This window comes from Bartonella sp. AP280QHHD (genome assembly GCF_042196125.1).
Taxonomy (GTDB): Bacteria; Pseudomonadota; Alphaproteobacteria; order Rhizobiales; family Rhizobiaceae; genus Bartonella.
The window spans coordinates 119,994-145,831 of the sequence record NZ_JBHIPQ010000047.1; the positions used below are offsets into that span (position 1 = coordinate 119,994).

Below are 25,838 nucleotides of genomic sequence, written 5' to 3' on the forward strand. Positions count from 1 at the left end.
TAAACTTCAATTTATTAATTTGAGGCAACCACATTCACAACAACAAAGAAAGAATAAAGTATCATGAATGGTTCATTGGTACTCCTTCATCTTGCCGGCGCTATTTCTTTACTTCTCTGGGCCACACGCATGGTGCGCACAGGAGTTGAACGCGCCTATGGTGACAGACTTAAATATAAAATGTGCCACGTCGTTTCAAAACCATTGTTTGCCGTAAGTTTTGGGCTTTTTACAGCAATGATTTTACAAAGCTCTACAGCAATAACACTCCTCGTTGGCTCTTTCGTTGAATCTGGTTTTGTCTCTGGAGTAGCAGGACTTATGGCTGTACGTGGAGGAGAATTAGGATCAGCAATCGTTGTAAAAATTCTCACCTATGACCTCACTCTTGTTGTACCCTTGTGTCTTTTAATTGGCACTTGTATCTTCATGACAACAGAAAAACGTGAATGGCGTCAAATAGGACGTATTGTCATCGGTATTGGTCTTTTGATTTTATCTTTAGAGATGATAAGTACCGCGACAGAACCTTTACGTGAAAGCGAAATTTTGCCTAGCATCATTCGTTATCTTTCAACCGATCCTATTTCCACTTTTTTGTTGGCTGCTGGCTTAACCTACCTCTTACATTCATCCATTGCAGGAATCATTTTGCTGGTCAATTTTGCCAACTACGATCTTATCCATACGCAACTCTGTGTTGTCATGGTTCTTGGTGTCAACTTTGGCTCTTCTCTTATAGCACCACTTTTAACGCGCAACGCCTCTCCTAATACCCGCCTCGTTCCCTTAGGAAATTTACTCATGCGTGGGGCAGGGTCAATCCTTATACTTATCTTATTTCTCTCCTTTCACCCTCCCATCACATGGCTTGGCAATAACGCCCCTACTCAAGTAATCAACGCCCATATCATTTTTAATGTTTTCATTCTCCTTGCTGGAATACCGCTTTCAAAATGGGTTTTAAAATTAACCACTCAGATCGTGAATATAAGTGCAAAAAAAATGCAAGCCGACAAAACGCTCAATTTATCCGATCAAACAGCTCTTGATGACAGTGTTCTTGATCGCCCAACTCTCGCCCTCTCGAATGTCATGCGTGAAGTCATTCATATTTGTGATCTTGTAGACATCATGCTAGAAAAAATTATGGGACTTTATGAAAAGCCTGATCCCAATATTATTCGTGAACTCAACCAACTCAACACCATATTGGACAAAAAACATATCGCCATCAAACTTTATCTTGCACGATTAGCGGGACAAAAATTATCTGACGAAGAAGCTCTTCAAACGCAAGAACTTCTAGGTGCCTGTATAAAATTAGACCAAGCAGGCGATATCATTATTCATAATATGTTGATGCTGGTTAAAAAGAAACAACAAAAAGGTTTACAGTTCAGCAGCGAGGGCTGGAGTGACCTCCTTCGTTTCCACGCCATTGTACTAGCCAACGCGCATATAGCATTTAACGTTCTCGTCTCACGTGATACACACACTGCACACCTATTGGTACAAAAAAAAGATCAACTACGAAACTTAGAAAAAGAGATGAGTTTAAAACATTTTAAACGTCTGCGTGAAGGGGATCTCAAAAATGTAGAATCATCCAGTCTTCATCTCGACACTGTGCGCGACCTCAAACAAATCAACTCTCTTTTGACCTCAATGATCTACCCCATTTTAGAAGAACAGGGACTTCTTCAAAGTTCTCGTCTACGCAACCCTGCTGAAGAACAAACAGAAAAAACTTAAACCTTTCAAATAACTTGAATAAAACACACATCACATCGATTATTCAATTTTGAATATGGTCAAGATATTGATTTAATCAAAATATCTTATTATTCGACAATTTAAATGAGCTTTCTGCATCGTAAGTTTCTTTCATTTAAAATCTATACATGATGAATTGCTCAAAGTCATCTGCTTGCACATTACAAACAAAGCAGCATGTAGAATAGAACTCTTGAAGAAAGACGTAAAAATGCCTAACCATCTCAAAGCCAAGACTGTTAAACACATAAAGAGTAGGTCAAGAGTATGATAGTTCCAACCTAAACCCGCCTTGTAAAAAGGGAACCGCTTCACAGTAGCAGCGAAACAGAAATACTCTATAAGAAATACAAAACCCCACAAAAATGCAACATTTATATCAAGATTGGTAGAGGTTCAACCTATACAGCCATGCTATAACGTATCAACGAAACAGTTTTCATTTCAAACATCATTGATATCAATTGGCAAGCTCCAAACTTTTAAATATCCATTTTACTTATTGCTTTAATCACAATTGTTTTTTAATGTAAGAGAGAGATTTAAAAAGCTTATAAATACACTTTATGAGTTCTTAGAACATTTCTACTAATATTTTCTTCTTTTATTCATATTTATCAATTAATTAATTTATTTATAAATTAAAATATGTTGTATATTTATACTTATTAAGTATTATTATGATATAAATGTGAATATTATTTTTATATAAAGGAAAGTAATAAGTAAAATATCTAAAAGAAATATCCTTTCCACTGGTTAAAAAAGGAATAAACCTTGATTTTTACAAAGTTTACTCTAGTTACAATTTAAATTCAGGCAAAGGAGGGTATCATGGAAAATGCAAACATCGGTTGGATTGCTGCTATTATTATCGGCGGGATTGCAGGTTGGGCAGCACAGTATATTATGAAAAGCCAAACAGGAATATTGTTAAATATTATCTTAGGAATTATTGGCGCTGCGCTAGCAAGCTTTCTTTTTAGTCTTTTAGGTGTAAGTTTTGCTGGTTGGCTTGGCTATCTTATTTCAGGTTTTATAGGAGCCTGTATTCTTATATGGATAGGACAAAAAATTCGATCATAGAGTATTTATTTTTTACACCTTTTGGAATTCAATACAAAACTAGGAAACAACGAGCAGAGTTTGAAATATTTTCTTGTAACTTGGTGTTACCAATTTTGATATGATGGTGAGATGCTTAAGCTGCGATTTTAGGCATACACCATCACCGTATTATAAAACGAAATGCAGTAAAGAACTTTATAACGCACCATTTCATACCTATATAAACTTACGCATATCAGGAGAGATATGTTGCGTTATTTTAACGAAATACGAACTGATTTATGTACCACGTGCGCAAATCCAGCATATCTCACTGTAATAACAATTCATAAGGTTACAAAAATCACTAACGATGATTAAAAATTCTACCGTATAATGCTTAACACCTATACACTCTATCAACAATACCCTTTTTACCGAAAAACTCGAAGCGCTTTTTTACATTCTTAAGAAATAAAGAGAGACGGCAAGAATAAAATGATAAATATTTTTTCTAATCTATGAAATAAAATAGTATCTAAAATAAATATGAAAATTAAATTATAATGTGTTTTTTTAAATTTATTTTTAATAATAAAAATATATAAGTAAAAATTAATAATATTAATGCAAATTTATTATAAAATTAATACACATTATGTGATGTAATATTTCAAAATTTTAATAATATAATATATTTTGCAAAAATATATGCATTACTATAAACTTCTTGATTATAAAGAATACGATCTCCTTTACATCTCAATTCAAAAGATTTGAATATCTCTTCTCTTTCTAAAGTATAAAATAAAGTTTTGTTCCTCTTAAAATTTCCTCTTTATATCATCTTGCATAGATGAATTTTTAGCTCTTCTTTATATGCGTTACAAACGAATTTTAAAGCACGAAACATTTTTCCCATTGCTCTCATGCGATAAAGAAATTTCCGTAATGCATTGTGAAAGCGCCTTGAACAAAACATAATACTTTATTTTGCTTTTTTAAATGAAAATAATCCTATAATATATACTTCCTGCATATCTTCTTTTAAAGACCTTTGCTTTCGATTTTCCCTTTGATATCTTCCTGTTAAAATCTTGCTGCTTTTATACTCCTTGTATTACAATAGAGCTATCTATTTAACCCAACATAACATATGGAATAAGACTTTAGCTGTGGAGTAAAACGATGTCTGATCTTGAAGATTCCATCTTACCACCTCTAAAGTGGTTCTCTGATCAAAATCCTCCAATACCAGAAAATGTTCGCGATTGGCTCATGGAATCGGGCTCAATGACGCTTCGATTAAAGAAATATTGTACCTGCCTCCAAGTTCAACCACAACGCGAATGTTTTATTACGCGAGATAAATTAACAGAAGAAGCAGAGCATCTCCCCGAAAATGCGCGTTATTGGCTACGCGAAGTCATATTAATGGGAGATAATAAACCTTGGCTCCTTGGACGCACTGTAATTCCACAAGAAACCCTCCTACACAATCAAGCCTTGATGCATTTGGGAACTGTACCTCTAGGACATTATTTATTTAACAATGACAAATTAACCCGCGATTACATTCATATTGGTCAACAAGGTGCGCTATGGGCACGCCGTTCCCGTTTGCGGTTAACGGGTAAGCCATTGTTGCTAACTGAACTATTTTTAACAGATTCACCACTGTATCCCCACAAATAGAGGTTACTCATTTTATTCTGCATAACTTATAGATTTCATATAGCTTATAAGGGATTTAATCAGAGAAAAGAATTTCAAAATTATCTCAAGAACACATTAAAAACAAAGATTTCTTTTCAAAATATCCTTTTATTTCATCAACTCAGCTTAAAAAATCTCTTCCCTAGAAAAAACGTTCTAAAATTCTGATTTTCTTATCATTAAAACCAGCACTTGAATTAAAAAGATACACACCATATTGATAAAACCATCTATATTTAAATTTCTTGCTGAATAATCACTACTCTAAAATACGGTAACTCTTTATCAAACAAATGCTTTGAAACAGCAAAAAAGACAATAATACACTCCCCAAAATTGGAAATCTGTATCAATTAGCTTAATCATTCTGTTTTAAAATTTTTAACAGTGCTGACAATAGATCTTTTTAAAAAAGTAAAAACTCTATAATCTTTTTGTTTTTTAATGGTCTAACAGCTTTGAAGAACAGAAAAATATAATACTTAAAAGAATGTTTATTGCTCTATAAGAGCCAAAAAAATTTCGTTGATATCAAAAAAATATTTTTTTGATAATAGTATGTATATAAAAAATAAATGATATTTATCAACATCCTACTGACTTACAAAGGCGACGCACAATAAAAAATATTTTCCAATCCCCTTGAATTAACAAGATCTATTGCAATTTTTGACGAAGACTATTGCACACTTTAGAAAAATTCATTTGCCCCGCATACCGTTCCTTAAGCCATGCCATCACCTTACCGATATCGCGTAATTTTTCTGCCTTTGTTTGTGCCAAAGCTTCACAAAGAACCTGTTCTACTTCCATCTCCTTAAGTTGATAGGGAAGAAATTCACGAATAACTTCTATTTCTGCTTGTCCTCTCTCTGCCAATTCCAAGCAACCAGACTCTTTATAGGCTCGCATCAATTCTTCACGCTGTTGAAGCATTTTAGTGAAAACAGACTGTATCTGCTGATCATCCACTTCTAGCTTCCCTTCATCATAATAAAGAATATCACGATCCCTAACTGCAGCATTCATTAAACGAAGTGTAGCAAGACGCGCACTATCTTGCGCTTTCAAAGCAGCCCTAAGAGCCCCATCAATCTGGTTACGCAACATAAATTTATCCAATTTTTGTTCAAGAAGAAGATGCCTTTTAACCAATCTTTATCCATCTTGCAATGGAGAATAAAAAATAATTAAGGACTCGATCTTCGAAAAGCTAAAACAAGACTTTACCTCTTCATGGAATGTACTTATACTGCCTACTTCAAGCGAAACGTTACCAGAATAATATACACAGCATCTGCTAAAGGTATGATTTTTGTGTAAAGTTGATCATTATACCTTTCAGAGAATAAATTGTGGATACATACTATGATACAAGCGACTTCACCCAGCCACCCTTGGAGTATCAAAAAACCGACAGCCCTCTTAGTCTTAGCAGATGGAACCGTTATTGAAGGCAAAGGAGCAGGTGCTACAGGTATAGCTGAAGCTGAAGTGTGTTTTAACACCGCCATCACAGGCTATGAAGAAATCCTCACAGACCCGTCATACACACAACAAATCGTTAATTTTACTTTTCCTCATATAGGAAATGTAGGGGCAAATAGCGAAGATATTGAAGATCTCTCTCCTCTCAATTGTCATGGTGCTGTTGGCGCTATTTTCAAAGCAGACATTACACATCCCTCAAATTATCGATCCAATGAAAATCTTCATCAATGGCTTAAAACGCGTAAAATTATTGCACTTTGTGGTATTGATACACGTGCACTCACAATTCTTATTCGTGAAAAAGGTGCACAAAATGCTGTCATTGCACACGATGCTAATGGAAACTTTGATATTCCTTCTTTAAAGAAACGTGCGCAAAAATGGCAAGGTCTCGTCAATCTTGACCTTACGAAAGACGTGACATCTCAATCATCAATGCAATGGAATGAAAAACCATGGAGTTGGAATAAAGGATACGGTACAAACAATGTGCACAATCTTCATATCATTGCAATTGACTACGGTATTAAACGTAATATTCTTCGCCTTATGGCAACACAAAAAGCACGCATTACTGTTGTGCCTGCTCACACAACTGCAAAAGAAATTCTGGCAATAAACCCTGATGGCGTTTTTCTTTCTAATGGACCAGGAGACCCCGCAGCTACGGCTCAATATGCCATTCCAACAATCAAAACATTAATTGATCATAATTTACCAATTTTTGGAATATGTCTTGGTCATCAACTTCTCGCTCTTACGGTTGGTGCAAAGACCGTGAAAATGCACCAAGGACATCATGGTGCCAACCACCCAGTTAAAGACCTTAACACTGGAAAAGTTGAGATTGTATCGATGAATCACGGTTTTGCCGTAGATTCTTCCTCTTTACCACAACATGTTCAAGAAACACATATTTCTCTCTTTGATGGTTCAAACTGTGGTATTCGAATCATTGGAAAACCTGTTTTTTCTGTTCAATATCACCCCGAAGCTTCTCCTGGACCACAAGATAGCCACTACCTCTTTCAGCATTTTAGTGATCTCATTATGAATTATAAAAAAATATCTTAAAATAAAAAGCCTCACCTTTTAACTTCTCTCCTTTAAATTATATCATCTTCCTACGCACAATTATATTATTTTTATACCTACAACTTATTGAATAAATATTCTTATTGATCATTCTAAAACTAAAAAGAGCGCTCTGAATAGCTTAAATTTTTCTCATTCCTCTCCTCTTAAGGTCGTATCCATCAAAATCATTGGTTTCTCCCCCCAAGCAAGATAAGTGGGTCGATAAAAACCATTTTTAAAAAGAGTAAAGTGCCTAATATTCAAATAAGCATTTGATTCACAATACAATTTTAAGCATTCTATTGTGCATGAGAAACATAATCCCTCCTAAAGAATAAAAAAATTAAAGTGTGAGACAGTGCAACAAATCTCTACTTTTTAAAAGATATTGCCGTAGATGGTTTTGAAAACTGTAAAGTCGAATAAAAAAGTAATCGCAAAACAGAAAACATCTTTTCAATTTTACAACGTTATATTCTTCCAAAATGAGGTTGTCTTTCGATTCCAGAAATGATGCCAACAAATATAAGCAATATTTTACTTCCAATTTGCCATATAAAATTTGGAATTGTTCATACAATACTGATACATCTAACTCAGATACGTTTTAATCTTTTTTTTTCAATATGCTGCTACATTAGCACTGGATATTAATTTGCAAGCAATAGAAAAAATACGGTCTCCCCTATACAAACAATATCACAAAATAAAAAAATTATTTTCACTAAATGAGAAGGATATATCGATATTCTATACAACACTTTGTGAAACAAATATCACAAAAAACTTTCTGCCTATAAAATGATACATTTTGTTTATCTTGTGCATTCTCTAGCAAAATAGTACGTACCAGCCCCTCTCAACAAATTAACGTACCCGCAAGACAAAAATAACTGTCGCAACAACAAGAAGAAAAAAGCCTCCAACAAAAGGAGCACCAGAAAAATAAAACAGTGCATTTTTATCTGTAAAACATTCAAAAAGAAACACATAAAAAACAGAACCAAATGTTAAACTCAACGAAATAACAGATGTCATCGCTCCTTGCAGTTCTCCTTGTACATTTGTCGGTACCTGCGCTGAAGCAATAGCACGTATAGGTGCATGAACAAGATACTCAAGCATAGTACACACACAAACCATATAAACCATCCACCCCTGCGTCGCAAATGTATAACCCAGCATAGCAACAGAGGCAAACAAAAGCCCTACTATAACAATATGCCAATCACTCCATCGTTTAGAAAAATAAGGCAAAATGAGAGCGACTACAATAAATTGGCCTATCCCAAAAACACTATAGGAGAGTCCAATAGAAAAAGAACTCCAATCATAGCGTTCTTTTGCAATGAAAGCCCAAATGCTTAACCATACAGATTCCGCAAACCAATAAAGAAAAAAGACCAATAACACCCAAAGAACCATCGGGTATTGTTTCAGATGCCAAAAAGCACCTAAGGGATTTGCCCGCTTAATATCAAAAAAGCGCCTATTCCATAAAGAAAGGGTTTCTGGAAGCATAACCCAAGAAAAAATAAAATTAATGAGTGAAAAACCAACAGCAAAATAAAACGGAATACGCGGACCAAACTGACCTAAAAAACCACCAATAAACGATCCTAAAATAAACCCCAATGCGGATGCAATGCCTAACAGACCAAAATTGCGTGTACGGGTTTTATCATCAGATATATCCGCAAGATAAGCTGTACAAGTTGCAAAACTAGCGCCACTTATCCCTGACAAAAGACGCCCGATAAATAACATAGAATAGCTCCATGCTATAGCACATATGAGATTATCAAGAGCAAAGCAAATAATAGAGAGAAGCAAAATAGGACGACGACCATAACGATCAGAGAGATTGCCAATAACAGGAGCAAACAAAAACTGCATCACTGAATAAGCTGCAAGTAATTTTCCTCTTTCTACAAAAGATGTACTGACCTCTTTTCCAGTTAATTGAGAAAAATATTCAGGCAAAACAGGACAAATGATCGCAATACAAAGAATATCTAACAATAAAGTGATGAACACTAAAACGAGCCCACGCTGAACAAATTTCGGATTGAGCATTTGGTCTGGCATAACATACACACTATTTTACGCATACAATGACTCCCCCGCTCTCTTTTAACTCCCGTTTCCTTTTAAAAGTATTCTATACCGTATACTTTTCACATACAAAATAATAACAAAGTAAAAATTTAAGTAAGAGTCAAGATAAAACTATAAAATTACGTTTTAATTGGTATATATTTAATTGCTATCTCATTGTCAAAGAATAAAATTTTTTTTGCATTATACGAACAAAATATTTGTGCGACAAACTCATGAACAAAATTTCATGAAACACAAAGTATTTCCAATAGTTTTAGAGACATTATGATGAATTTTATCAGACATCGTTTCCCCCTCTCATCCCACCGTTTTCAGGAATCTCAATTCCATCAGATACGTTAGATATACTATAGTAATTGAAACCTTTTAAAAGATAAGCTCTTAAAAAATTTTCTTACCCTCAGAATATGCTATAAGGTTAAAGCAGCATCACCAGAATAGCTTAACAACGTAAAAAGCTCATCATATTTTTAAAAGTATTTATTTGACAATAATTTTGATTAAAAAATAAGTATATTATAGAGAAAGTTCTTTAATTCTATAATCTTAGAAAATATTCATATCGCTTGCAATTTGTGGAACTTTATTTTATCTTTATATTCATTGATACTCTTAATGATTGTATGCTACCATTAAATCTAACGATGATCATGATAAGCATTTAAAAAAATAGCACTTTTAGAAATAGTTCGTCATGAATTTTTAATTCAAAAATGGTGTATAAAATGCGAAAAATATCCCTATTAATTCTCATATTAATGTTGGTAACAGGATGTGATGTTCAGGATTCTGATTCACAAGAGAGTATTTTAGAAAATAAAATAAAAACACAACAAACAACCAACGTAAACCTAGATCCCTATACTCTAAATAAATTAAATACTCTTCTCAAAAAACGTTCAGAAACAAATTATCAGGAAAAAGGGGCACTAATTGACTTTCTTTCTGAAGCTTTTTTAGGGACACCTTACCAAGCAAATATGTTACATGGCTCAGAAAATACACCAGAAAAACTGATTATTGACTTTAGAGGCTTAGATTGCTTCACTTATCTGGATTATGTTGAAGCATTGCGCAAATCAACATCCCAAACAGAATTCATAAATAACGTCATAAAAACGCGTTATATTAACGGTAATGTTGATTTTTTAAATCGGAAACATTTTTTTACGGATTGGGCTTATAGAGAATATAAACTCGCCACTGATATTACCGCTGAAATAAGTCCCCATGCGGTAAAAATAGAAAAATATCTCAACAAAAAAGCTGATGGTGAAAGCTATCTACCTGGGTTGCCAGTTGTGAAACGCACGATAACGTATATTCCAAGTAACTTTATTAATGAGGAGGTTATAGGTCGTTTACAGTCTGGTGATTTCATTGGTATTTATACGAAACTTGCTGGATTGGATGTAACACATGTGGGCTTCTTTATCATGACAGATAAAGGGCCAATGTTAAGAAATGCTTCTTCACGAAAAGAAAACGAAAAAGTCGTTGATTCTCCTTTTATGAATTATGTTGAAAAAACACCAGGAATCATTGTTTTAAGAGCTCTTGAATAACATCATAGCGATATGAAATATCTTCTCTATTCTTAAAATATATACTGTCGTTATTCAGGTAAACATCTAACTTCGTTCAAGCTATACGGATACAATATATTTGTTTACAGTTTTAAGAGAAAAAAGTCGTTTTGATCTAACTTTGTTTATAGGTATGACAAAATCATTTTTGGAGAAATCACGGATTTGTAATCACTTTTACTGGTTGAAAGATTAAAGACAGAAAAGACTCTATTATAGTATCACGCTTTCCTTTCATATTCTCAACCAAGAGTTATCTTTAGATTACCGCTAATCTGATCTTTACGAATATAACGCAAAAAACACAAACGAACGTTTGTAAAAATAAGTAAAAGTAAAGCCAGATATGTTTGGTGTTGTTTCATAAAGTATTTTATAAAAATTCAATCTACCTCTCTAATTTATTGCATATAAATTTTTGACTTTATAGCATTGTTTTCCTTATAAAGTCTTTGCTTTTTGTTATTGTCTATCAATTAAAATAGCTCTAATGTAGAAGCATATTTATGATTAGGATGCACCAATACTGTACGAGTCCTTGTAAAATTTTGATGCCAGATTGGAATGAAAATATGAAAGCATCAATTAAAACCAGTTTCTATCTTTAGCATCATTCTTTAGTTCAGCTTTGCGATTTTCTACAGCAACGACAATAATATCCTTCAAAGAGTAGAGACATGAGCATTATTTTTTTTCATTCTTTAATGAGTCCCCATCCTTCATGCAATAAAGAACACTCTAAACAGAATCCATTGTATCGATAAAACAATACATTTATTAGCAACAATAATGATGATTAATCTATGATCACAAACTTTAAAACCCTATTCATAACTTTTATATAAAATTTATAATTAAATCTCATTAAACTTATTACGAAGGCTTCACTCCTCTTCGCCCTAAGAGACGAAACATCTACTCCTGAAAGTCTGTAAACAATCCGTTCTCTTAAGTGGATTTAAGCTGCTAACCATTTCATGAGATTCACTTACAAAAGAATACAGCGGTAAGTCCTATTTTGAATATTTACTCCATACTCTAAAAACACTTAATAGATCAATTTTATATGCCTTATCTCACCACACCTTAAATGACAGTGTTTTAACGAAATAGAATAAATCTTGCCTTAAATACTCTGTTTAACCTTGTATACTTGATTGATGCAAAAATAAAATGAACAAAAGAGCATCATCGTATTTTCGAAAGGTATGAATCGCTCCATCATAAAAAAACAGCCCTTATAACATAACAGACAATTTGAAAAAATCTTTTTATATAAAAGGGATCACCGTTGTACCAGGAGGCAATTTTGCCTCATCTTCAGGCTCGACATGAATAGAAATACGCACATTATCAAATTCTTTTTGAAGAACAGCTTCGATTTTATCACAAATTTTATGTGCTTCTCCTACCTGCATTATAGCAGGCACAACCAAATGAAACTCTATAAAAGTAACCCTCCCAGCAACACGCGTCCGTAAATCATGGACCTCAAGCGCACCCGATGCATTTGCAGAAATCAGCTCCCGAATCCGCATGCTTTCATTCAATTCAACGCCAACATCCATTAATCCCTGAACAGCACTTCTAATCACCTTCCAGCCCTGTAAGAGAATATTAACGGCAACGATTATCGCTAAAATTGGATCTAAAGCTCCCCATCCTCCGACAAAACCAGCAATCAAACCAATTAAAATTGCAAGCGACGTAAAAACATCAGTTATAAAATGTACTCCATCAGCTTTAAGAGCCGGTGAGCGATGGAGTTTTCCCTGCCCAATAAGAACCATTCCCCACATACAGTTTATGACAGTTGCAATAAGATGAATAGCAAGCCATATTCCAGGCTTCTGCAACAATTTAACGGTAGAAAGAGCTATCCATGCTTCTCTTAAAATAACAATTGCCGCAATAATAATGAGTACCCCTTCAAGAATTGCGGAAAAATATTCCGCTTTATGATGCCCAAAGGGATGATCATGATCTGCTGGCTTCATACTCACTTTAACAGCCCACCATGCTGCTAATGACGCAAGAATATTAACGATTGATTCCAATGCATCAGAATAAAGTGCAACCGAACCTGTGATGTGATATGCCCAATATTTCAAAGCAAAAACAATACACGCAATAAAAATAGAGTATAAAGTTAAGCTTTGTATATTGATTTTTACATCCATGAACCTCATCCTTTTCTTCACGAAATAGGGAATTAATATTTTCAACCATATCATTATACTTTTGGCATAACGACGATCTTTCCTCAATATTACAGAAGCTTCATCATACAATAAACGCCTCAGCTCACCATTATTATCGTAAAAACTGCTCAGTTACACGAACAGCACCAATAAATAAAGAAGAGAGAAAATAATAGAAAGAAGAGTTTTCCCAAGAGCAATCAAACACATAACCTTCATTATTAATCGTTTTCTGAATAACTTAAAGCCATCTCACTTCTCATAAACGAAAAACTTGTTTTTGCTCAAATCTATCATGATCATGCATTATTTTTCAGTCTTATGATGTGCATTATAACCCATCTATAAGCCATCTTTGCACCTTAGAAAAAATATCTTAGCACTCTACGGTAACTTTACAGGTCAACTGGATTTTAAAATATGATTTACTAAAAAATTTAGATATAAAAAGAATAACAATGATTACCCTCAAAAAAAAGAATCTGGGCATTGGGGACCCAGATTCTTTTCCCTTAGAAATTAAGGGCATACAGAACTTGGGAAATAGCGGGGACCCAAGACACTGCACCCGATACAAGAAAAATATATGATTCCGTATCAGTATTTTTACATTATACCTATGGTTGTATATTGTCAACATAAATTCTACCATAAGTTTTAAAAAATATTTTTTTATCTCTTCTTTTTAAATAAAACAAATTCTAACATCTGGAAATCATAAGAAAAAAGCACTAAAAATCTCGCATGCATTTGAATATCATAACAATCAATGAAACAGATGATCCACGCCTAAAAGCCTATCATAATATCCGTGAAAAAGATCTTGTTGGACGGCAACATCAATTTATTGCTGAAGGCAAAGTAACATTGTCCGCATTACTACATTCGAAAGAGTTTTCTGCCATCTCACTGCTCATCGTAGCAAACCGTCTCTCTGGACTTCTACCGCTTTTAGAAAAAACACAGCCTCTATGTCCCATTTATTGCGTTCCACAAAAAGTTATGGATAATATCACCGGCTTCCATGTTCATCGTGGTGTTCTGGGTATTGGTAAACGCAAAATACTGCCACCCTTACAAAGTTTTTTACAACATCTTCCAGAAAAAGCTTTGATTCTTGTTTTATGTGGTATCTCGAATCACGATAATATGGGATCAATTTTTCGTAATGCAGCAGCCTTTGCCAGTAATGGCATTATTGTCGACAAAACCTCATGCGATCCACTTTATCGCAAATCAATAAGAGTGTCTGCCGGCGCTGCTTTAAAAGTACCCTATACGCAAAACGCTGATATAGATGACATTATAGCTGCTCTAAACGATGAAAACTTTCATCTTTATGCACTCTCCCCTTCTGCCTCACACACTCTCAAGCAAGCCAACAAAACCAAAAGAATGGCACTTATTTTTGGAACAGAAGGCGATGGCTTACCACCCCATATACTACAACAATCAAACACCTTACGTATTCCCATGACTGACGGTTTTGACAGCCTTAATGTTGCCACAGCCTCAGGTATTGCACTTGCTCATTTTACCAACTTTGACCACTAAAGATGATAACACTTCAAGTTATAAAACATACCCAATGTTGTATGTTATCTATCAGTCTCCAATAATATTGCCGTTCCCTAGCCTTTGAAAGCATTGATAAAAAACATTTTTACATTTTCTTTATCATCACTTTCCACACCCTAACCCCGCTTATGACGTGTAAAAGATATAATTTTGATGGATTCAATCATAAAACAAACTTTCAATGAGAAAATCTTCCGGAAGTCTCTCATTCAAGTTTAAGATTAAAAAATATCATTATAAATCAATTTACTATGCTTTATAAAGCTGTTGTTTTTAGTTCTGAGGAAACAGAATCTTTTGTTTCGAGATTACATAAAACGCGCTTCAACATCATTTCAGTATCGGCTGCACGTTCTGAATGTGTTACAAATCCTCCCCCAAGAATACGCGCCTCATGACCATTTCCATCATAAAGAACGCAAGCTTGCCCTGGTGCCACACCATTTTCACATTCCAATAAATCAACGGAAAAAATACCTTCTTTATAATGTAAGCGCGCAAGGTGAGGAGGACGCGTTGAACGCACCTTTACAGCCACCTCAATACCTTGAGAAGGGAAATTATCTAACGACTCATCACCAAGCCAATTCACATCACGTAAAAAAAGCTTATGCGTTTCTAACATTTCACGCGGTCCAACAATAACACGTGCATTTTCCACATCGAGATAAACCACATAAAGCGCTTCACCCGTTGATACCCCAATACCACGACGTTGACCAACCGTATAATTAACAATTCCCGAATGTTTACCTAAAATCTTTCCATCAATATGGACAATAACGCCAGGATTAGCTGCTTCTGGACGCAGTTTTGCGATAACATCTGAATATTTTCCTTGTGGAACAAAACAAATATCCTGACTATCATGCTTATTGGCAACCACAAAGCCCATTTCTGCTGCCATTTCACGAACGCGGGCTTTTGGAAGGTCACCAAGTGGAAAACGCAAATAATCAATCTGTTCTTGTGTCGTTGCAAAGAGAAAATAACTCTGATCACGATCATTATCGAGAGGACGAAAGAGTGCTCGATGCGCTCCGTGGGAACGCGAACGAATATAATGTCCCGTAGCCAAAGCATCTGCTCCCAATTCGCGTGCCGTTGTTAATAAATCAGCAAACTTAACCGTTTGATTACATGCAATACATGGTACTGGGGTCTCTCCATGAGCATAACTTTCTGCAAAAGGATCAATAACAGCTTCGCGAAAGCGCTTTTCATAATCAAGAACATAATGCGGTATTCCTAGTGTTTCTGCAACGCGGCGTGCATCCTCAATATCTTGTCCTGCGCAACACGCCCCCACCCGATGCGTTGCTTCCCCATGATCATAAAGCTGCAACGTAATGCCAATAACATTATACCCTTCCTTTTTCAAAAGACCTGCAACAACCGATGAATCAACCCCCCCCGACATTGCAACAACAATGCGAGAATCCTCAGGTTGTCCTGGTAAATCAAGACTGTTTAAAAACATGTATTCATTCTCTATTTAATGCTCTGTTTAATGGCTAGCCATATGTTGACATTCTGATGCACGCTCTTTAGCACTTTTACACGATTGATTGTCTTTATATTATTTTTTTATCCTTTCCACAACCATAGGCATTACTTTCTTAAAAGCTGCTGCAAACAAAAAAAGAATGATGGAAATAAGGCATAATGGTAATCGTTTAGGAGAAAACCTTTTTTCTCTTTTGAAAAATCCGGTAAAATATTGCAAGAATCTCTTCTACACACTTCAACTTGAGCTTCTTTTTACATACCCAATCACTTTATTAATTTTTTCTTTCAGCGCTTTTAGCTCTTTTTTAAATTTCATGCTCTATAAACGAATCAAGTCCTTGACTAAAGGTAGAGGATACGAATGAGCAACTTGATAAAAACACAAATGAAATATGTTATTGGGCCAGATGGAAGTCCGCTTACAATTGCCGACCTACCGCCGCAAACAACACGGCGCTGGGTGATTCGTCGCAAAGCTGAAGTTGTTGCGGCTGTCAGAGGTGGATTGTTAAGTCTTGACGAAGCGTGCCACCGTTATACTTTGACTGTAGAAGAATTTCTTTCATGGCAAAGTTTAATCGATGAACACGGTTTAGCGGGATTACGAACGACCAAGATTCAACACTACAGGCATTAAGTTGCCATTGATTAATAACATAAAGCAATCTATAAAACAGCCAAACTTGATAAAAGTTTGGCTGTTTTATACTATATCCAAAAGATAAACCTGAAAGAATGGATTTTTCAATAATTGCTTTTATCATCCAGCCATTAAATTAGCCAACCATTGAATTAGATTGAATCAAAATATCCTTATCATCCGCAGCAATCTTCTTTTCTCGTGCTTCCAAAAGCTGTGCACGTTGCAGCTCTGTATTAGCTTCATGGAGAGCAATTTCAGCATTTGTTTTTTGAAGTTCTAAATCACGAATTGAATTGATCAGATTATCACGTCTTTGCCGCGCTGCACGCGCAAAAGCAGAATAAGCAAAATGGTGAACATCATTGTTTCCAGATTTACGTTCTTCATGAGTAATCTGTGCTTCCAACTCTAACACCATTCGTTCAAATTCTGCGATCATCATCTCAAGCTGTGCAATTTCACGGCGCTTTCCACGCACTTGAAACATCCTCAATCGCACCATATTTTCTCGTGGCTTCATACTCACTACTCCTTGATTGCGCCAACTCAAAACTCGCATTCACACCCAATAAATATCTTTTAGTTATATATCTATCCGACAAAAACAGTCTATTAACTTGAAATTATAATAATTTTTGCCTTGCATTAAAGCATCTGAAAATACAATCTGCTTTAAAGAGCAATAACTATTTCTTTAACTTTTCCCCCATTATAAACTGAAGAGGTTTAAAGCTCAGTAAATAAACACTGAAATTGTAAAAAAGTAATTTATAAAGCTCTTTTACAAATTTTTTTAAGTTAAAGTTTATAGAAAAAGCCCTCCTTTTTTATTATGTTAAAAAATATAGGATTTTTCTAAAATAATTTTGTAGCCTCTTTCAAAAATAAAAATATTTTGTTAACCACTATCATGGATAGTGGGGAATTTAGTAGTGATTGTTACGCGTACTACTGAAATGTTCATAAACGCTTTGTTATAAGTGTTTGATTTAATGAATTGTTTTTATAACAGTGGTTTTGCTAACTGATATAAAATAGAAATGCTCCTTATGATTCGTGAAGGAGCAAAGTGAGGGATCTAAAATGCGCGTATTATTAATTGAAGATGATAGAGCAGTTACTCAAAGCATTGAGTTGATGTTAAAGTCGGCTAACTTTAATGTTTATATCACTGATCTGGGTGAAGAAGGTATCGATTTAGGAAAACTCTATGATTATGATATCATTTTGCTTGATCTGAATTTGCCTGACATGTCAGGGTATGATGTCTTGCGGACTCTAAGGTTGGCAAAAATAAAAACTCCTGTCCTAATCCTTTCTGGTATGAATGCCATTGAAGACAAGGTTCGTGGTTTTGGCTTTGGAGCAGACGACTATATGACGAAGCCTTTTCATAAGGATGAGCTCATTGCACGTATCCATGCAGTTGTTCGTCGTTCAAAAGGACATGCACAATCGGTTATTGTTACCGGAGATCTCACCGTTAACCTTGACACAAAAACTGTCGAAGTTGCAGGGCGCCCTGTTCACTTAACCGGTAAAGAATACCAAATGTTAGAGCTTCTCTCTTTACGCAAAGGTACCACCCTTACCAAGGAAATGTTTCTCAATCATCTCTATGGTGGAATGGATGAACCAGAACTAAAGATTATCGATGTTTTTATTTGTAAATTGCGGAAAAAATTGGAAGCAGTCTCTTCCAGTGTAAATTACATTGATACAGTTTGGGGACGTGGTTATGTATTACGTGATCCAGTTGAAGAGAACGTACGAAAAACCGCTTAAGCAGTGAACATGCACATTGTAAAATCTCGGAGTGTAGCGGGCCGAGATTTTTTCCCGAGATCTTTTCTCTGTTAAAAGTAGAGAACTCGCACACTAAAAATCTCATATAGAAAGCGCTTAAAGCTTAAGAAGTAACCACACCCAATTTACACATATAACCTTATCGCTCATAAGTTCAATCGAAGCCACTTTTCCCAACACAGCTTAAGCGCTTCTCTCTTATTCAAAGCTTTTTTACACTTTCTAAAACAATACAACCATCACTTTCATCAATATTTATTTTCATCTCTGTCATCTGAGCAAGTAACATTGTGTAATAAAATTGGATGACATGTGCATCAATAAGCTCTTCTTGAACTTCTCCACGAAATAACGCAAGAAAATGAGGGGGTATACGGAGAGTTCTACCGAAAACCTCAAATCGAAAAGAACGTTTATTTTCTTCTTGCAAAATCATAACAACAATTTCACCACCACGAGAAACTGTTGCGTTTGCAATCAATAATAAATTAAGCAAAAGTTTAACTTCATCTTTTTCTAACAATAAAGAAGAAGCTTGCCATTTTAAAGTTGCTTTTTCTTCTTTCATATATTGTTGAGCAACCTGCTCTGCAGTCCGTGTATCTATTTGTCCTCCACTTGCACCAGCAAAACCAAAAGCCAATCGCGCAAATTGTAGACGTGCAGCAGCACTCGCAACGGATAAACGCACCAATTGTAAAGCATCTTCTTCAGCTCCTCCTTCATCATAAAGCTCCATTGCATTTTGAATAGCCCCCACAGGTGAAATCAAATCATGGCAAATACGACTACAAAGCAAAGCAGCAAGATCCATAGGCTTCAAAGAAATATCTAACGTCATAATGATTGAAAACTCCTAGATTCAAAAAAACAAACTTTATTTTAAAGAAAAACTCTTAACATCTGATGCATAATAGGAAACATTAACAATCATGCTAAAAAATTCAGAAATAAATTCAAGAATTTAAATAACCTTATATCTTATTTTTTATTTGAATAGAATGAAAATTCTAATATTATCTTTTTGTTTATCACTAATAAAAGGAGAAAACTCCATGGCTCTCTCTCTGCTCAAATACTGGTACAAAAATATTATATCTTTAATCTTCCTTTTATTCATCACCATAAACACTACACAAGCTCGACTAAAACCAATAGAGCAAAACGAACCTCATTATTCACTCCAAGAAATTATTGATTCTGGTCATATTTTTTTTGGAAAAACAGCCAGTGGTCTGGCTGTTGCAATTCAAAATATTTTTTCAAAATACGGTTATCCCAATGCCTATATTTTAGGAGAAGAAGCTTCTGGTGCCTTTTTTGCTGGATTAACCTATGGCGAAGGAATGGTTTTTACCAAAAGCTATGGTCAACATAAAGTTTTTTGGCAAGGTCCCTCAGTAGGATGGGATTTTGGCGGCCAAGGCTCCCGTTTAATGATCTTAGTTTACAATCTTAATGGCATAAATAATTTATGGAGACGCTATGGTGGTATTTCAGGTTCGGCCTATTTAATTGCAGGTGTTGGTTTTCATGTCCTAAAATACCACAATACCTTGTTAATCCCAATACGTACAGGAGTCGGCGCACGCCTTGGTATCAATATAGGATATTTAAAATTAACACATAGACCGACATGGAATCCGTTTTAAACGGTTTCTTATTTGAAAAGGGGTATTATGCTTATTCAATCATTTCTTTTTTTTATACTTGGAGTTGCTTTCACTTCCTGGTTACTGGTGCTTTTATCTCCTTTTATTTGGCGTAAAGCCGTTCATTTTGCGTATAAAGATGTTTGTGCGAAAATGCCATTATCACTCGCGGAAATAGAAGCAAATCACGATTTTCTTCGTGCACAACATGCTGTAGAATTAGCAAACAACCAACAAAAGTACGAATTTTTGCAAAAAAAATATGTCCAACAAAAAATACAACTGAGCCAAGTAACAGAACAATTTTATCGGCTATGCCTCCCCACAAAAGATACTCTCACCAAAGAAGCGATAGCAATCAAACAAAATATCGCCACACTATACACTTCCAAAGGAAAGACAAATGATGCGTGAAAAAGTCGCACACTATCAGCAACGCTTACAAAAAATCCAAACTCATGAGCTGGACACGACCGCTAACCACCAATTGCTAGAAGAACTCCGAGAAGAAACAAAAGAACTTGCAGCAACATTGGCAGCTCAAATAGCGCTACAAGAGGGGAATACATCACCCATCAACACATTGATTCAAAAATCCAAAAGCAAAAATGACCTAGCATCACGTATTCGCCAAAAAATAACTTTTCTCTCCAAAAGCCCTGTTAAATAAGTTATCTTTTAAAACACCTTAAATGAAGAGTAAAATCAACAAAGGTTCATTGTAACTTTCATAACCCAAATCCTTTTACTAAACGTGACTTTTTTGCTAAGCTAAAGGACAAAGTTTCTTAGCCCATACCGTTCTGTTAAAAAATATCTTCTTGTCTAGAAGCTTCACTTTCTAATCATATCACCGCTCTAAAGGACAACATTTCATAGGTCCTAGAAAGGAAATAATACCAAAACATTGGCCACACACTCTAACAAAAAATACCTTCTAAGATGGATCACCAATAAAGCTTTGACCATAATTTTAAGGATAAAAACACGCTCTCAAGAGTGATAAAAATCTCTTATTTTTTTGATAATCATATCCTGATCCGTTTGTGTCAAGTAAGGATGCATTGGTAAACTTAAAACACACTCTCCTAAAGACTCTGAAACAGAAAGGGAATCTTTTACATAAGGGAAGTGTTTATAAGCTGGCTGTTGATGTAAAGGAGTTTTATAATAAATCATTGTAGGGATAGAATTTTTTTGTAAAAAATCTTTTAATTTATCCCGTTCTTTTACCTTAATCGTATATTGTGCATAAGCAGAACGAATATTTTCTCCTATTTCTGGAACTGTAACAATATCTCTTAAGCCATTGGAATAGCGTTGAGCAATTTCTACACGCTTTTCCATTTCATCTTCAAAAATCGCAAACTTTTCTAGTAAAATTGCAGCCTGAATGCTATCTAGGCGCGAATTCATACCAATACGTACATTGTCATATTGCGTTTCACCTTTACCATGAAACAAAATAGAGCGTAAAAGTTCTGCAAAATGATCATCATTGGTCATCATAGCGCCTCCATCACCATAACATCCTAATGGTTTTGCAGGATAAAAACTTGTAGCAGCCACATCACCAAAAGCACCACACATAGTATTATCGCTTCTCCCCCCCATAGATTGAGCAGCATCTTCAATTACAAAAAGATTTTCCTTTGCAGCCACTTGAGCAATTTGCACATAGTCAGCAGAAAGCCCAAATAAATCAACGGCAATAATAGCCTTTGGCTTTAGACGTCCCTCTTTTTTTACCATTTCGATAGCGTGAGAAAGTTTTTCAACATCAATATTGAATGTATCAGGTAAAACATCGACAAAAACAGGTTCAGCCCCCACCAAAGCAACCACTTCAGCCGTTGCTGAAAATGTAAAACTAGGACAAAAAACAGCATCCCCTAGACCAATATTTTTAGCCATAAGAGGCATCTTCAAAGCATCTGTTCCATTAGCACATGCAATCACATGTTTAACGCCAAGATATTCTGCCAATTTCTCTTCAAATTCTGTTACTTTTGGCCCCAAAATATACTTACCACTAGCGACTACATGCGCAATTGCAGAATTAATTTTATCTTCAATACGCGCACGCTGCGCCCCAAGGTCGATGAATTGCATATTAACTCCATTGATCATCACAAGAATGCAAAAGCGCTACCTATCTCTTTTATCTATCATAATTGACATCAGCAGCTGTTAAAATCCGTAAAACAGCAACAGCATCATCACCATTTGTACGAGGTGATTGACGCGTTTCAATACAATGAAGGAAATGCCGTAATTCGCAAGTAAGCGGCAAATCTTCACAAACATCAATGTAATTCAGCTCATCCATGCTAAAAGCCCACTCTTGATTTTCTTTCCAAACGGCAAAATGGTGCATTGCCAATTTACGACTCCACGGTTCCATATCATCAAAAACGAGTATAGCCTTTGTTCCAACAACAGTTAAACGCCTCTCACGATAAGAACTCAAGCGTGAAGTAAAAAGATGACTACGCACACCATTTGGAAAAATCATATGAATATGAGAAAAATCAGAAATCTGATCAACGACAGCAGCCCCCTCACCGCGAATTTCGGAAGGTTCACATCCTGTCAACGCCAAAATCATTGAAAGATCATGAGGGGCAAGATCCCATAAAGCATCACTGTGTGTGTGAAATTTTCCAAAGCCTAATCTATGAGAATAAATATATCGCACATCTCCCACATCTCCGTTTTTCACCAATTCACACATTTTTTCAAAAGCTGGATGAAAACGCAAAATATGGCCCACCATAAAAACTCGCTCATAGGCCTCAGCCTCCTGAACTTGGCGTTTAGCATCAGAAACATTCAAGGCTATTGGTTTTTCCACCAAAACATCTTTACCATTTTTAACAGCACGGAGCACATTTTGCGTATGCAATTGTGGCGGCAACGCTAATACCAGCGCATCAATATCTCGATGAGTAAAAAGATCATCTGGTGTAACAACCTCTACACCATACAGTGTTGCAAAACTAGCAGCACGATCATTATCAATATCAGAAACTGCTGCTAAAGCCCCGAGAGAGTGGAGTGTCCGTATATGATTTTCACCCCAATGACCGCATCCTAAAACCGCTACACGTGGCACCATTTTCATGCCTTACCTTACTTTATCATATGAAAATTACACTTTTACATATCGAGGATAAAATAGAATGACAAGAGAAAAGCTTAAAAACGATGCTTGACATCTTACTATTCTACCCCTTATATCCGCAAAAGATGTAATTATTGACAATTATGATTGCTTATTTTGGCGGAGTAGCTCAGTAGGTTAGAGCAGAGGAATCATAATCCTTGTGTCGGGGGTTCAAATCCCTCCTCCGCTACCATTACTTTTTTATTGTGTGTGTAGTTTGCCAGCAGTGTGGCTGTAGCTTGCCAGCAGGTTTTGTATATTTTGACACTAGGTTTTGTACCAATTTATTTTTTTTCAAAGAGTTTTTAAGGTGTTCTCAAAGGGTCTTCAAAGACCTTTCAAAGATCNTTCTGAGATAATGCGAGTTGCAAGCTGTTCGGATGACATTTCAAGTGAGAAGAATCCTACTATACCCCCTTCATTGGCTTGGCTGTTATCATGACGCTTGCAAGCATTGGCAATATTAAAAGCAATATTGGTTGCCAGAGAGGTTTTCCCCATCCCAGGGCGCCCCGCAAGGATAATCAAATCAGATGCTTGTAACCCTCCCATTTTCTCATCAAGTGTTTTGATATGGGTAGCTATCCCTGAGAGCCTTGAAGAACGCTTTTTTGCAGCGCTTGCCATGTTAAGTGCTTTTGCAATGGCTGTATCAAAGTTTTCAAACCCGCCCCCATATTTGCCTTTTTCTGCCAATTCAAACAACTGATTTTCAATCGTTTCAATTTGTTGGGTAGGCGTGAGCTCTACAGGAGCATCAAAAGCTGTATTGGCAACTTCATTGCCAAGATTAATCAAAGACCGGCGGATAAAAAGATCGTAAATGACGCGTCCATAATCTTCAGTGTTAATAATAGTGACTGCCTCTGTGGCTAAGCGAACAACATACTGGTATACAGTAATATCTCCAATTNAGCATAAATTGACTGATGATTTTTCTGTATCCTAAGCACATTATTCAGGACATTATTAAATAAGAGAAGCGTTTAAGGAATTCGGTCAACTTGACCAAATTGCTCTTCAGTATGCAATTGTGCAATGTTTGCACCATTGCTCCTTTGAGGAATTGGGTAAACAATACCCTATTGCTGTACTCATGCAATTGGTGCAAGTTGCACCTATTCCTCATCACGACCGATCAAAGGGTCAAGTTGTCCCTTTGATTTTCTGTCACTCAGAGGTTTCCTTTTCTCCTGCNAGAACGCTTTTTTGCAGCGCTTGCCATGTTAAGTGCTTTTGCAATGGCTGTATCAAAGTTTTCAAACCCGCCCCCATATTTGCCTTTTTCTGCCAATTCAAACAACTGATTTTCAATCGTTTCAATTTGTTGGGTAGGCGTGAGCTCTACAGGAGCATCAAAAGCTGTATTGGCAACTTCATTGCCAAGATTAATCAAAGACCGGCGGATAAAAAGATCGTAAATGACGCGTCCATAATCTTCAGTGTTAATAATAGTGACTGCCTCTGTGGCTAAGCGAACAACATACTGGTATACAGTAATATCTCCAATTTTTTCTTCCATTTGGATATAGGGCTTGATTGTAATGGGGTTTGCAAGATGACCCTTTTGAATAATTTGTAAGACAATCTCAAAGATCTTTTGGTGTAGCGTTTCAAAAAAATGTTCTGCTTTGAGAAAGTCTGAAACGCGATCGAGTGCATTATTATTAATCAGGATTGCTCCAAGCAATGCCTGTTCCGCTTCAATATTATGGGGAAGTTGACGAAAAGAAGAAGCAAAATTATCTCTTGGATTTTCTGTTTTTAGCATGTTCAGTGTTCTCATTGCTTTCTTTTCCCTTGTTTGGTGCCTCGAGTGTGATTTCTGTGGTGTATCCGCTTTGTTTTTCATAGCGGTGGGTGACGGTCGCGGCTTTCCATGGACCATTGATTTGCCCACGAAACCCTTGAAGGATGAGAGGTTGATCCGCCATGATTTCAGGGCGTCCCTCAAGGGTCAAAGAACCACTGCCTACAGCACGACACAACCTGTCCGACTCGGAAGCAGCAGCAGCTCGTGCTTCCTCCTCACAAGTGTAACAAGTCCGCAAACGCCGCACGGGACCGCTAAACCCTGTCTGATGTTTGACTTGGCATTGCTGCCCTTTTGAGCGATCAAAATAAGAAGCTTCAATGGTGCCATATTGCGTACGTGGCTCTAACGTAAATTCCCAGTTGGAACAGTCGTGCTTATGGATTGCTAATGCTGGTAAATTGTCACCGCTTAAAAATAAAAACTTATTGTCCTTGATCAAAAAACGTGCCCGCATGCGATCGGCAAGGCGGGTTAAAAAATCAACAGCCGATTGATCTGTACGAATCACATAAGGCAAAGTTTGTTGAGTGAACTGAGGACTGACCTTTGCTTGATAGCCATGGCGTTTGGCAAGTGTCTCCACAATCTCACCAACAGTTTTGTGGTCAAAATGTTCACTCACCTGTTCTTTGAGCTCTTTACGCATCGAGGCA

Annotated in this window: 20 protein-coding genes, 1 tRNA gene and 2 pseudogenes; 12 read left to right on the forward strand and 11 right to left on the reverse strand. The window is 36.0% G+C overall.

The annotated features are described in order from the left end of the window. The first annotated feature begins 63 nt into the window (after window positions 1-63). From ACFIMK_RS07980 to ubiC, 3 genes are all read left to right on the forward strand, one after another. Complete coding sequence (locus ACFIMK_RS07980; protein ID WP_375613347.1) at window positions 64-1,755, forward strand: Na/Pi cotransporter family protein; 1,692 nt, start codon at window positions 64-66, stop codon at window positions 1,753-1,755. Window positions 1,756-2,610: 855 nt separating this feature from the next. Then, window positions 2,611-2,862 (forward strand): GlsB/YeaQ/YmgE family stress response membrane protein, encoded by a 252-nt coding sequence (locus tag ACFIMK_RS07985; protein ID WP_375611967.1) that lies wholly within the window; start codon window positions 2,611-2,613, stop codon window positions 2,860-2,862. Between the two features lie 1,149 nt (window positions 2,863-4,011). After that, on the forward strand, window positions 4,012-4,518 hold the full coding sequence (ubiC, locus tag ACFIMK_RS07990; protein ID WP_375611966.1) for a chorismate lyase: 507 nt from the start codon (window positions 4,012-4,014) through the stop codon (window positions 4,516-4,518). 678 nt (window positions 4,519-5,196) lie between these two features. Here the strand turns inward: ubiC and ACFIMK_RS07995 are convergent. Next, window positions 5,197-5,694 carry a GatB/YqeY domain-containing protein gene (locus tag ACFIMK_RS07995; protein ID WP_375611965.1) on the reverse strand — a complete coding sequence of 166 codons (498 nt, stop codon included), beginning with the start codon at window positions 5,692-5,694 and terminating at the stop codon, window positions 5,197-5,199. Window positions 5,695-5,907: 213 nt separating this feature from the next. Between ACFIMK_RS07995 and carA the strand changes: the two genes are divergently transcribed. Further along, complete coding sequence (carA, locus tag ACFIMK_RS08000) at window positions 5,908-7,104, forward strand: glutamine-hydrolyzing carbamoyl-phosphate synthase small subunit (protein ID WP_375628787.1); 1,197 nt, start codon at window positions 5,908-5,910, stop codon at window positions 7,102-7,104. 870 nt (window positions 7,105-7,974) lie between these two features. Here carA and ACFIMK_RS08005 read toward each other — a convergent pair. After that, window positions 7,975-9,195: an MFS transporter gene (locus ACFIMK_RS08005; RefSeq protein WP_375628786.1), complete on the reverse strand. Its 1,221-nt coding sequence runs from the start codon at window positions 9,193-9,195 to the stop codon at window positions 7,975-7,977. Window positions 9,196-9,953: 758 nt separating this feature from the next. On the opposite strand from ACFIMK_RS08005, the gene ACFIMK_RS08010 reads away from it, so the two are divergent. Next, entirely contained in the window at window positions 9,954-10,793 is an 840-nt protein-coding gene (locus ACFIMK_RS08010; RefSeq protein WP_375638346.1) for a DUF1460 domain-containing protein, read from the forward strand. Window positions 10,794-12,085: 1,292 nt separating this feature from the next. Here ACFIMK_RS08010 and ACFIMK_RS08015 read toward each other — a convergent pair. Further along, on the reverse strand, window positions 12,086-12,994 hold the full coding sequence (locus tag ACFIMK_RS08015; protein ID WP_375628783.1) for a cation diffusion facilitator family transporter: 909 nt from the start codon (window positions 12,992-12,994) through the stop codon (window positions 12,086-12,088). Between the two features lie 765 nt (window positions 12,995-13,759). On the opposite strand from ACFIMK_RS08015, the gene ACFIMK_RS08020 reads away from it, so the two are divergent. Beyond that, complete coding sequence (locus ACFIMK_RS08020; RefSeq protein ID WP_375628781.1) at window positions 13,760-14,569, forward strand: TrmH family RNA methyltransferase; 810 nt, start codon at window positions 13,760-13,762, stop codon at window positions 14,567-14,569. Window positions 14,570-14,849: 280 nt separating this feature from the next. Here the strand turns inward: ACFIMK_RS08020 and mnmA are convergent, their stop codons facing one another. After that, window positions 14,850-16,073, reverse strand: coding sequence for a tRNA 2-thiouridine(34) synthase MnmA (gene mnmA, locus ACFIMK_RS08025; RefSeq protein WP_375628779.1), 1,224 nt, complete (start codon window positions 16,071-16,073; stop codon window positions 14,850-14,852). Between the two features lie 390 nt (window positions 16,074-16,463). Between mnmA and ACFIMK_RS08030 the strand changes: the two genes are divergently transcribed. After that, window positions 16,464-16,739, forward strand: coding sequence for a DUF1153 domain-containing protein (locus tag ACFIMK_RS08030; RefSeq protein WP_273790817.1), 276 nt, complete (start codon window positions 16,464-16,466; stop codon window positions 16,737-16,739). A 139-nt stretch (window positions 16,740-16,878) separates the two neighbouring features. Here the strand turns inward: ACFIMK_RS08030 and ACFIMK_RS08035 are convergent, their stop codons facing one another. Beyond that, on the reverse strand, window positions 16,879-17,265 hold the full coding sequence (locus tag ACFIMK_RS08035) for a flagellar export protein FliJ (protein ID WP_375606932.1): 387 nt from the start codon (window positions 17,263-17,265) through the stop codon (window positions 16,879-16,881). 563 nt (window positions 17,266-17,828) lie between these two features. On the opposite strand from ACFIMK_RS08035, the gene ctrA reads away from it, so the two are divergent. Then, window positions 17,829-18,530: a response regulator transcription factor CtrA gene (gene ctrA / locus ACFIMK_RS08040; RefSeq protein WP_273790819.1), complete on the forward strand. Its 702-nt coding sequence runs from the start codon at window positions 17,829-17,831 to the stop codon at window positions 18,528-18,530. Window positions 18,531-18,753: 223 nt separating this feature from the next. Here ctrA and chpT read toward each other — a convergent pair whose 3' ends face one another. Further along, complete coding sequence (gene chpT, locus ACFIMK_RS08045) at window positions 18,754-19,392, reverse strand: histidine phosphotransferase ChpT (RefSeq protein WP_375632317.1); 639 nt, start codon at window positions 19,390-19,392, stop codon at window positions 18,754-18,756. Between the two features lie 214 nt (window positions 19,393-19,606). Between chpT and ACFIMK_RS08050 the strand changes: the two genes are divergently transcribed. Genes ACFIMK_RS08050 through ACFIMK_RS08060 form a run of 3 tightly spaced genes read left to right on the forward strand, consistent with a single transcriptional unit; the run spans window position 19,607 to window position 20,873 of the window. Continuing rightward, window positions 19,607-20,203 carry a DUF1134 domain-containing protein gene (locus tag ACFIMK_RS08050; RefSeq protein WP_375613340.1) on the forward strand — a complete coding sequence of 199 codons (597 nt, stop codon included), beginning with the start codon at window positions 19,607-19,609 and terminating at the stop codon, window positions 20,201-20,203. 27 nt (window positions 20,204-20,230) lie between these two features. Continuing rightward, window positions 20,231-20,617: a hypothetical protein gene (locus ACFIMK_RS08055; protein ID WP_375628774.1), complete on the forward strand. Its 387-nt coding sequence runs from the start codon at window positions 20,231-20,233 to the stop codon at window positions 20,615-20,617. After that, the gene (locus tag ACFIMK_RS08060) at window positions 20,607-20,873 is read left to right on the forward strand and encodes a hypothetical protein (protein WP_375611955.1); all 267 of its coding nucleotides are present in this window, start codon (window positions 20,607-20,609) and stop codon (window positions 20,871-20,873) included. The genes ACFIMK_RS08055 and ACFIMK_RS08060 overlap by 11 nt, the downstream gene beginning before the upstream one ends. 323 nt (window positions 20,874-21,196) lie before the next feature. On the opposite strand, the gene ACFIMK_RS08065 is transcribed toward ACFIMK_RS08060, so the two are convergent. Next, window positions 21,197-22,315, reverse strand: coding sequence for a DegT/DnrJ/EryC1/StrS family aminotransferase (locus tag ACFIMK_RS08065; RefSeq protein ID WP_375628772.1), 1,119 nt, complete (start codon window positions 22,313-22,315; stop codon window positions 21,197-21,199). A 49-nt stretch (window positions 22,316-22,364) separates the two neighbouring features. Further along, on the reverse strand, window positions 22,365-23,321 hold the full coding sequence (locus tag ACFIMK_RS08070) for a Gfo/Idh/MocA family protein (protein ID WP_375612035.1): 957 nt from the start codon (window positions 23,319-23,321) through the stop codon (window positions 22,365-22,367). Window positions 23,322-23,485: 164 nt separating this feature from the next. Here ACFIMK_RS08070 and ACFIMK_RS08075 point away from each other — a divergent pair. Further along, window positions 23,486-23,562: transfer RNA gene (locus ACFIMK_RS08075), tRNA-Met, on the forward strand. Window positions 23,563-23,717: 155 nt separating this feature from the next. Here the strand turns inward: ACFIMK_RS08075 and ACFIMK_RS08080 are convergent. The 3 genes and pseudogenes from ACFIMK_RS08080 to ACFIMK_RS08090 all read right to left on the reverse strand — a co-directional run. Continuing rightward, a pseudogene (locus ACFIMK_RS08080) lies at window positions 23,718-24,281 on the reverse strand (DnaB-like helicase C-terminal domain-containing protein); the annotation flags it as partial. A 271-nt stretch (window positions 24,282-24,552) separates the two neighbouring features. Next, window positions 24,553-25,155, reverse strand: a pseudogene (locus ACFIMK_RS08085) (DnaB-like helicase N-terminal domain-containing protein); the annotation flags it as partial. Further along, on the reverse strand, window positions 25,112-25,838 hold a 727-nt coding region (locus tag ACFIMK_RS08090), incomplete at its 5' end, for a phage late control D family protein (protein WP_375693539.1). The pseudogene ACFIMK_RS08085 and the gene ACFIMK_RS08090, both read right to left, overlap by 44 nt.

Bases quoted from the DNA above. Each gene is read 5' to 3' on its own strand.
- ACFIMK_RS08060 (WP_375611955.1), top strand. From the start codon at position 20,607: ATGATGCGTGAAAAAGTCGCACACTATCAGCAACGCTTACAAAAAATC.
- chpT (WP_375632317.1), bottom strand. From the start codon at position 19,392: ATGACGTTAGATATTTCTTTGAAGCCTATGGATCTTGCTGCTTTGCTT.
- ACFIMK_RS08010 (WP_375638346.1), top strand. From the start codon at position 9,954: ATGCGAAAAATATCCCTATTAATTCTCATATTAATGTTGGTAACAGGA.
- ACFIMK_RS08050 (WP_375613340.1), top strand. From the start codon at position 19,607: ATGGCTCTCTCTCTGCTCAAATACTGGTACAAAAATATTATATCTTTA.
- ACFIMK_RS07980 (WP_375613347.1), top strand. From the start codon at position 64: ATGAATGGTTCATTGGTACTCCTTCATCTTGCCGGCGCTATTTCTTTA.
- ACFIMK_RS08005 (WP_375628786.1), bottom strand. From the start codon at position 9,195: ATGCCAGACCAAATGCTCAATCCGAAATTTGTTCAGCGTGGGCTCGTT.
- ACFIMK_RS08030 (WP_273790817.1), top strand. From the start codon at position 16,464: ATGAGCAACTTGATAAAAACACAAATGAAATATGTTATTGGGCCAGAT.
- ACFIMK_RS08070 (WP_375612035.1), bottom strand. From the start codon at position 23,321: ATGGTGCCACGTGTAGCGGTTTTAGGATGCGGTCATTGGGGTGAAAAT.
- ACFIMK_RS08065 (WP_375628772.1), bottom strand. From the start codon at position 22,315: ATGCAATTCATCGACCTTGGGGCGCAGCGTGCGCGTATTGAAGATAAA.
- ACFIMK_RS08035 (WP_375606932.1), bottom strand. From the start codon at position 17,265: ATGAAGCCACGAGAAAATATGGTGCGATTGAGGATGTTTCAAGTGCGT.
- ACFIMK_RS07985 (WP_375611967.1), top strand. From the start codon at position 2,611: ATGGAAAATGCAAACATCGGTTGGATTGCTGCTATTATTATCGGCGGG.
- ACFIMK_RS08015 (WP_375628783.1), bottom strand. From the start codon at position 12,994: ATGGATGTAAAAATCAATATACAAAGCTTAACTTTATACTCTATTTTT.
- ctrA (WP_273790819.1), top strand. From the start codon at position 17,829: ATGCGCGTATTATTAATTGAAGATGATAGAGCAGTTACTCAAAGCATT.
- ACFIMK_RS08020 (WP_375628781.1), top strand. From the start codon at position 13,760: ATGCATTTGAATATCATAACAATCAATGAAACAGATGATCCACGCCTA.
- ACFIMK_RS08055 (WP_375628774.1), top strand. From the start codon at position 20,231: ATGCTTATTCAATCATTTCTTTTTTTTATACTTGGAGTTGCTTTCACT.
- ubiC (WP_375611966.1), top strand. From the start codon at position 4,012: ATGTCTGATCTTGAAGATTCCATCTTACCACCTCTAAAGTGGTTCTCT.
- mnmA (WP_375628779.1), bottom strand. From the start codon at position 16,073: ATGTTTTTAAACAGTCTTGATTTACCAGGACAACCTGAGGATTCTCGC.
- carA (WP_375628787.1), top strand. From the start codon at position 5,908: ATGATACAAGCGACTTCACCCAGCCACCCTTGGAGTATCAAAAAACCG.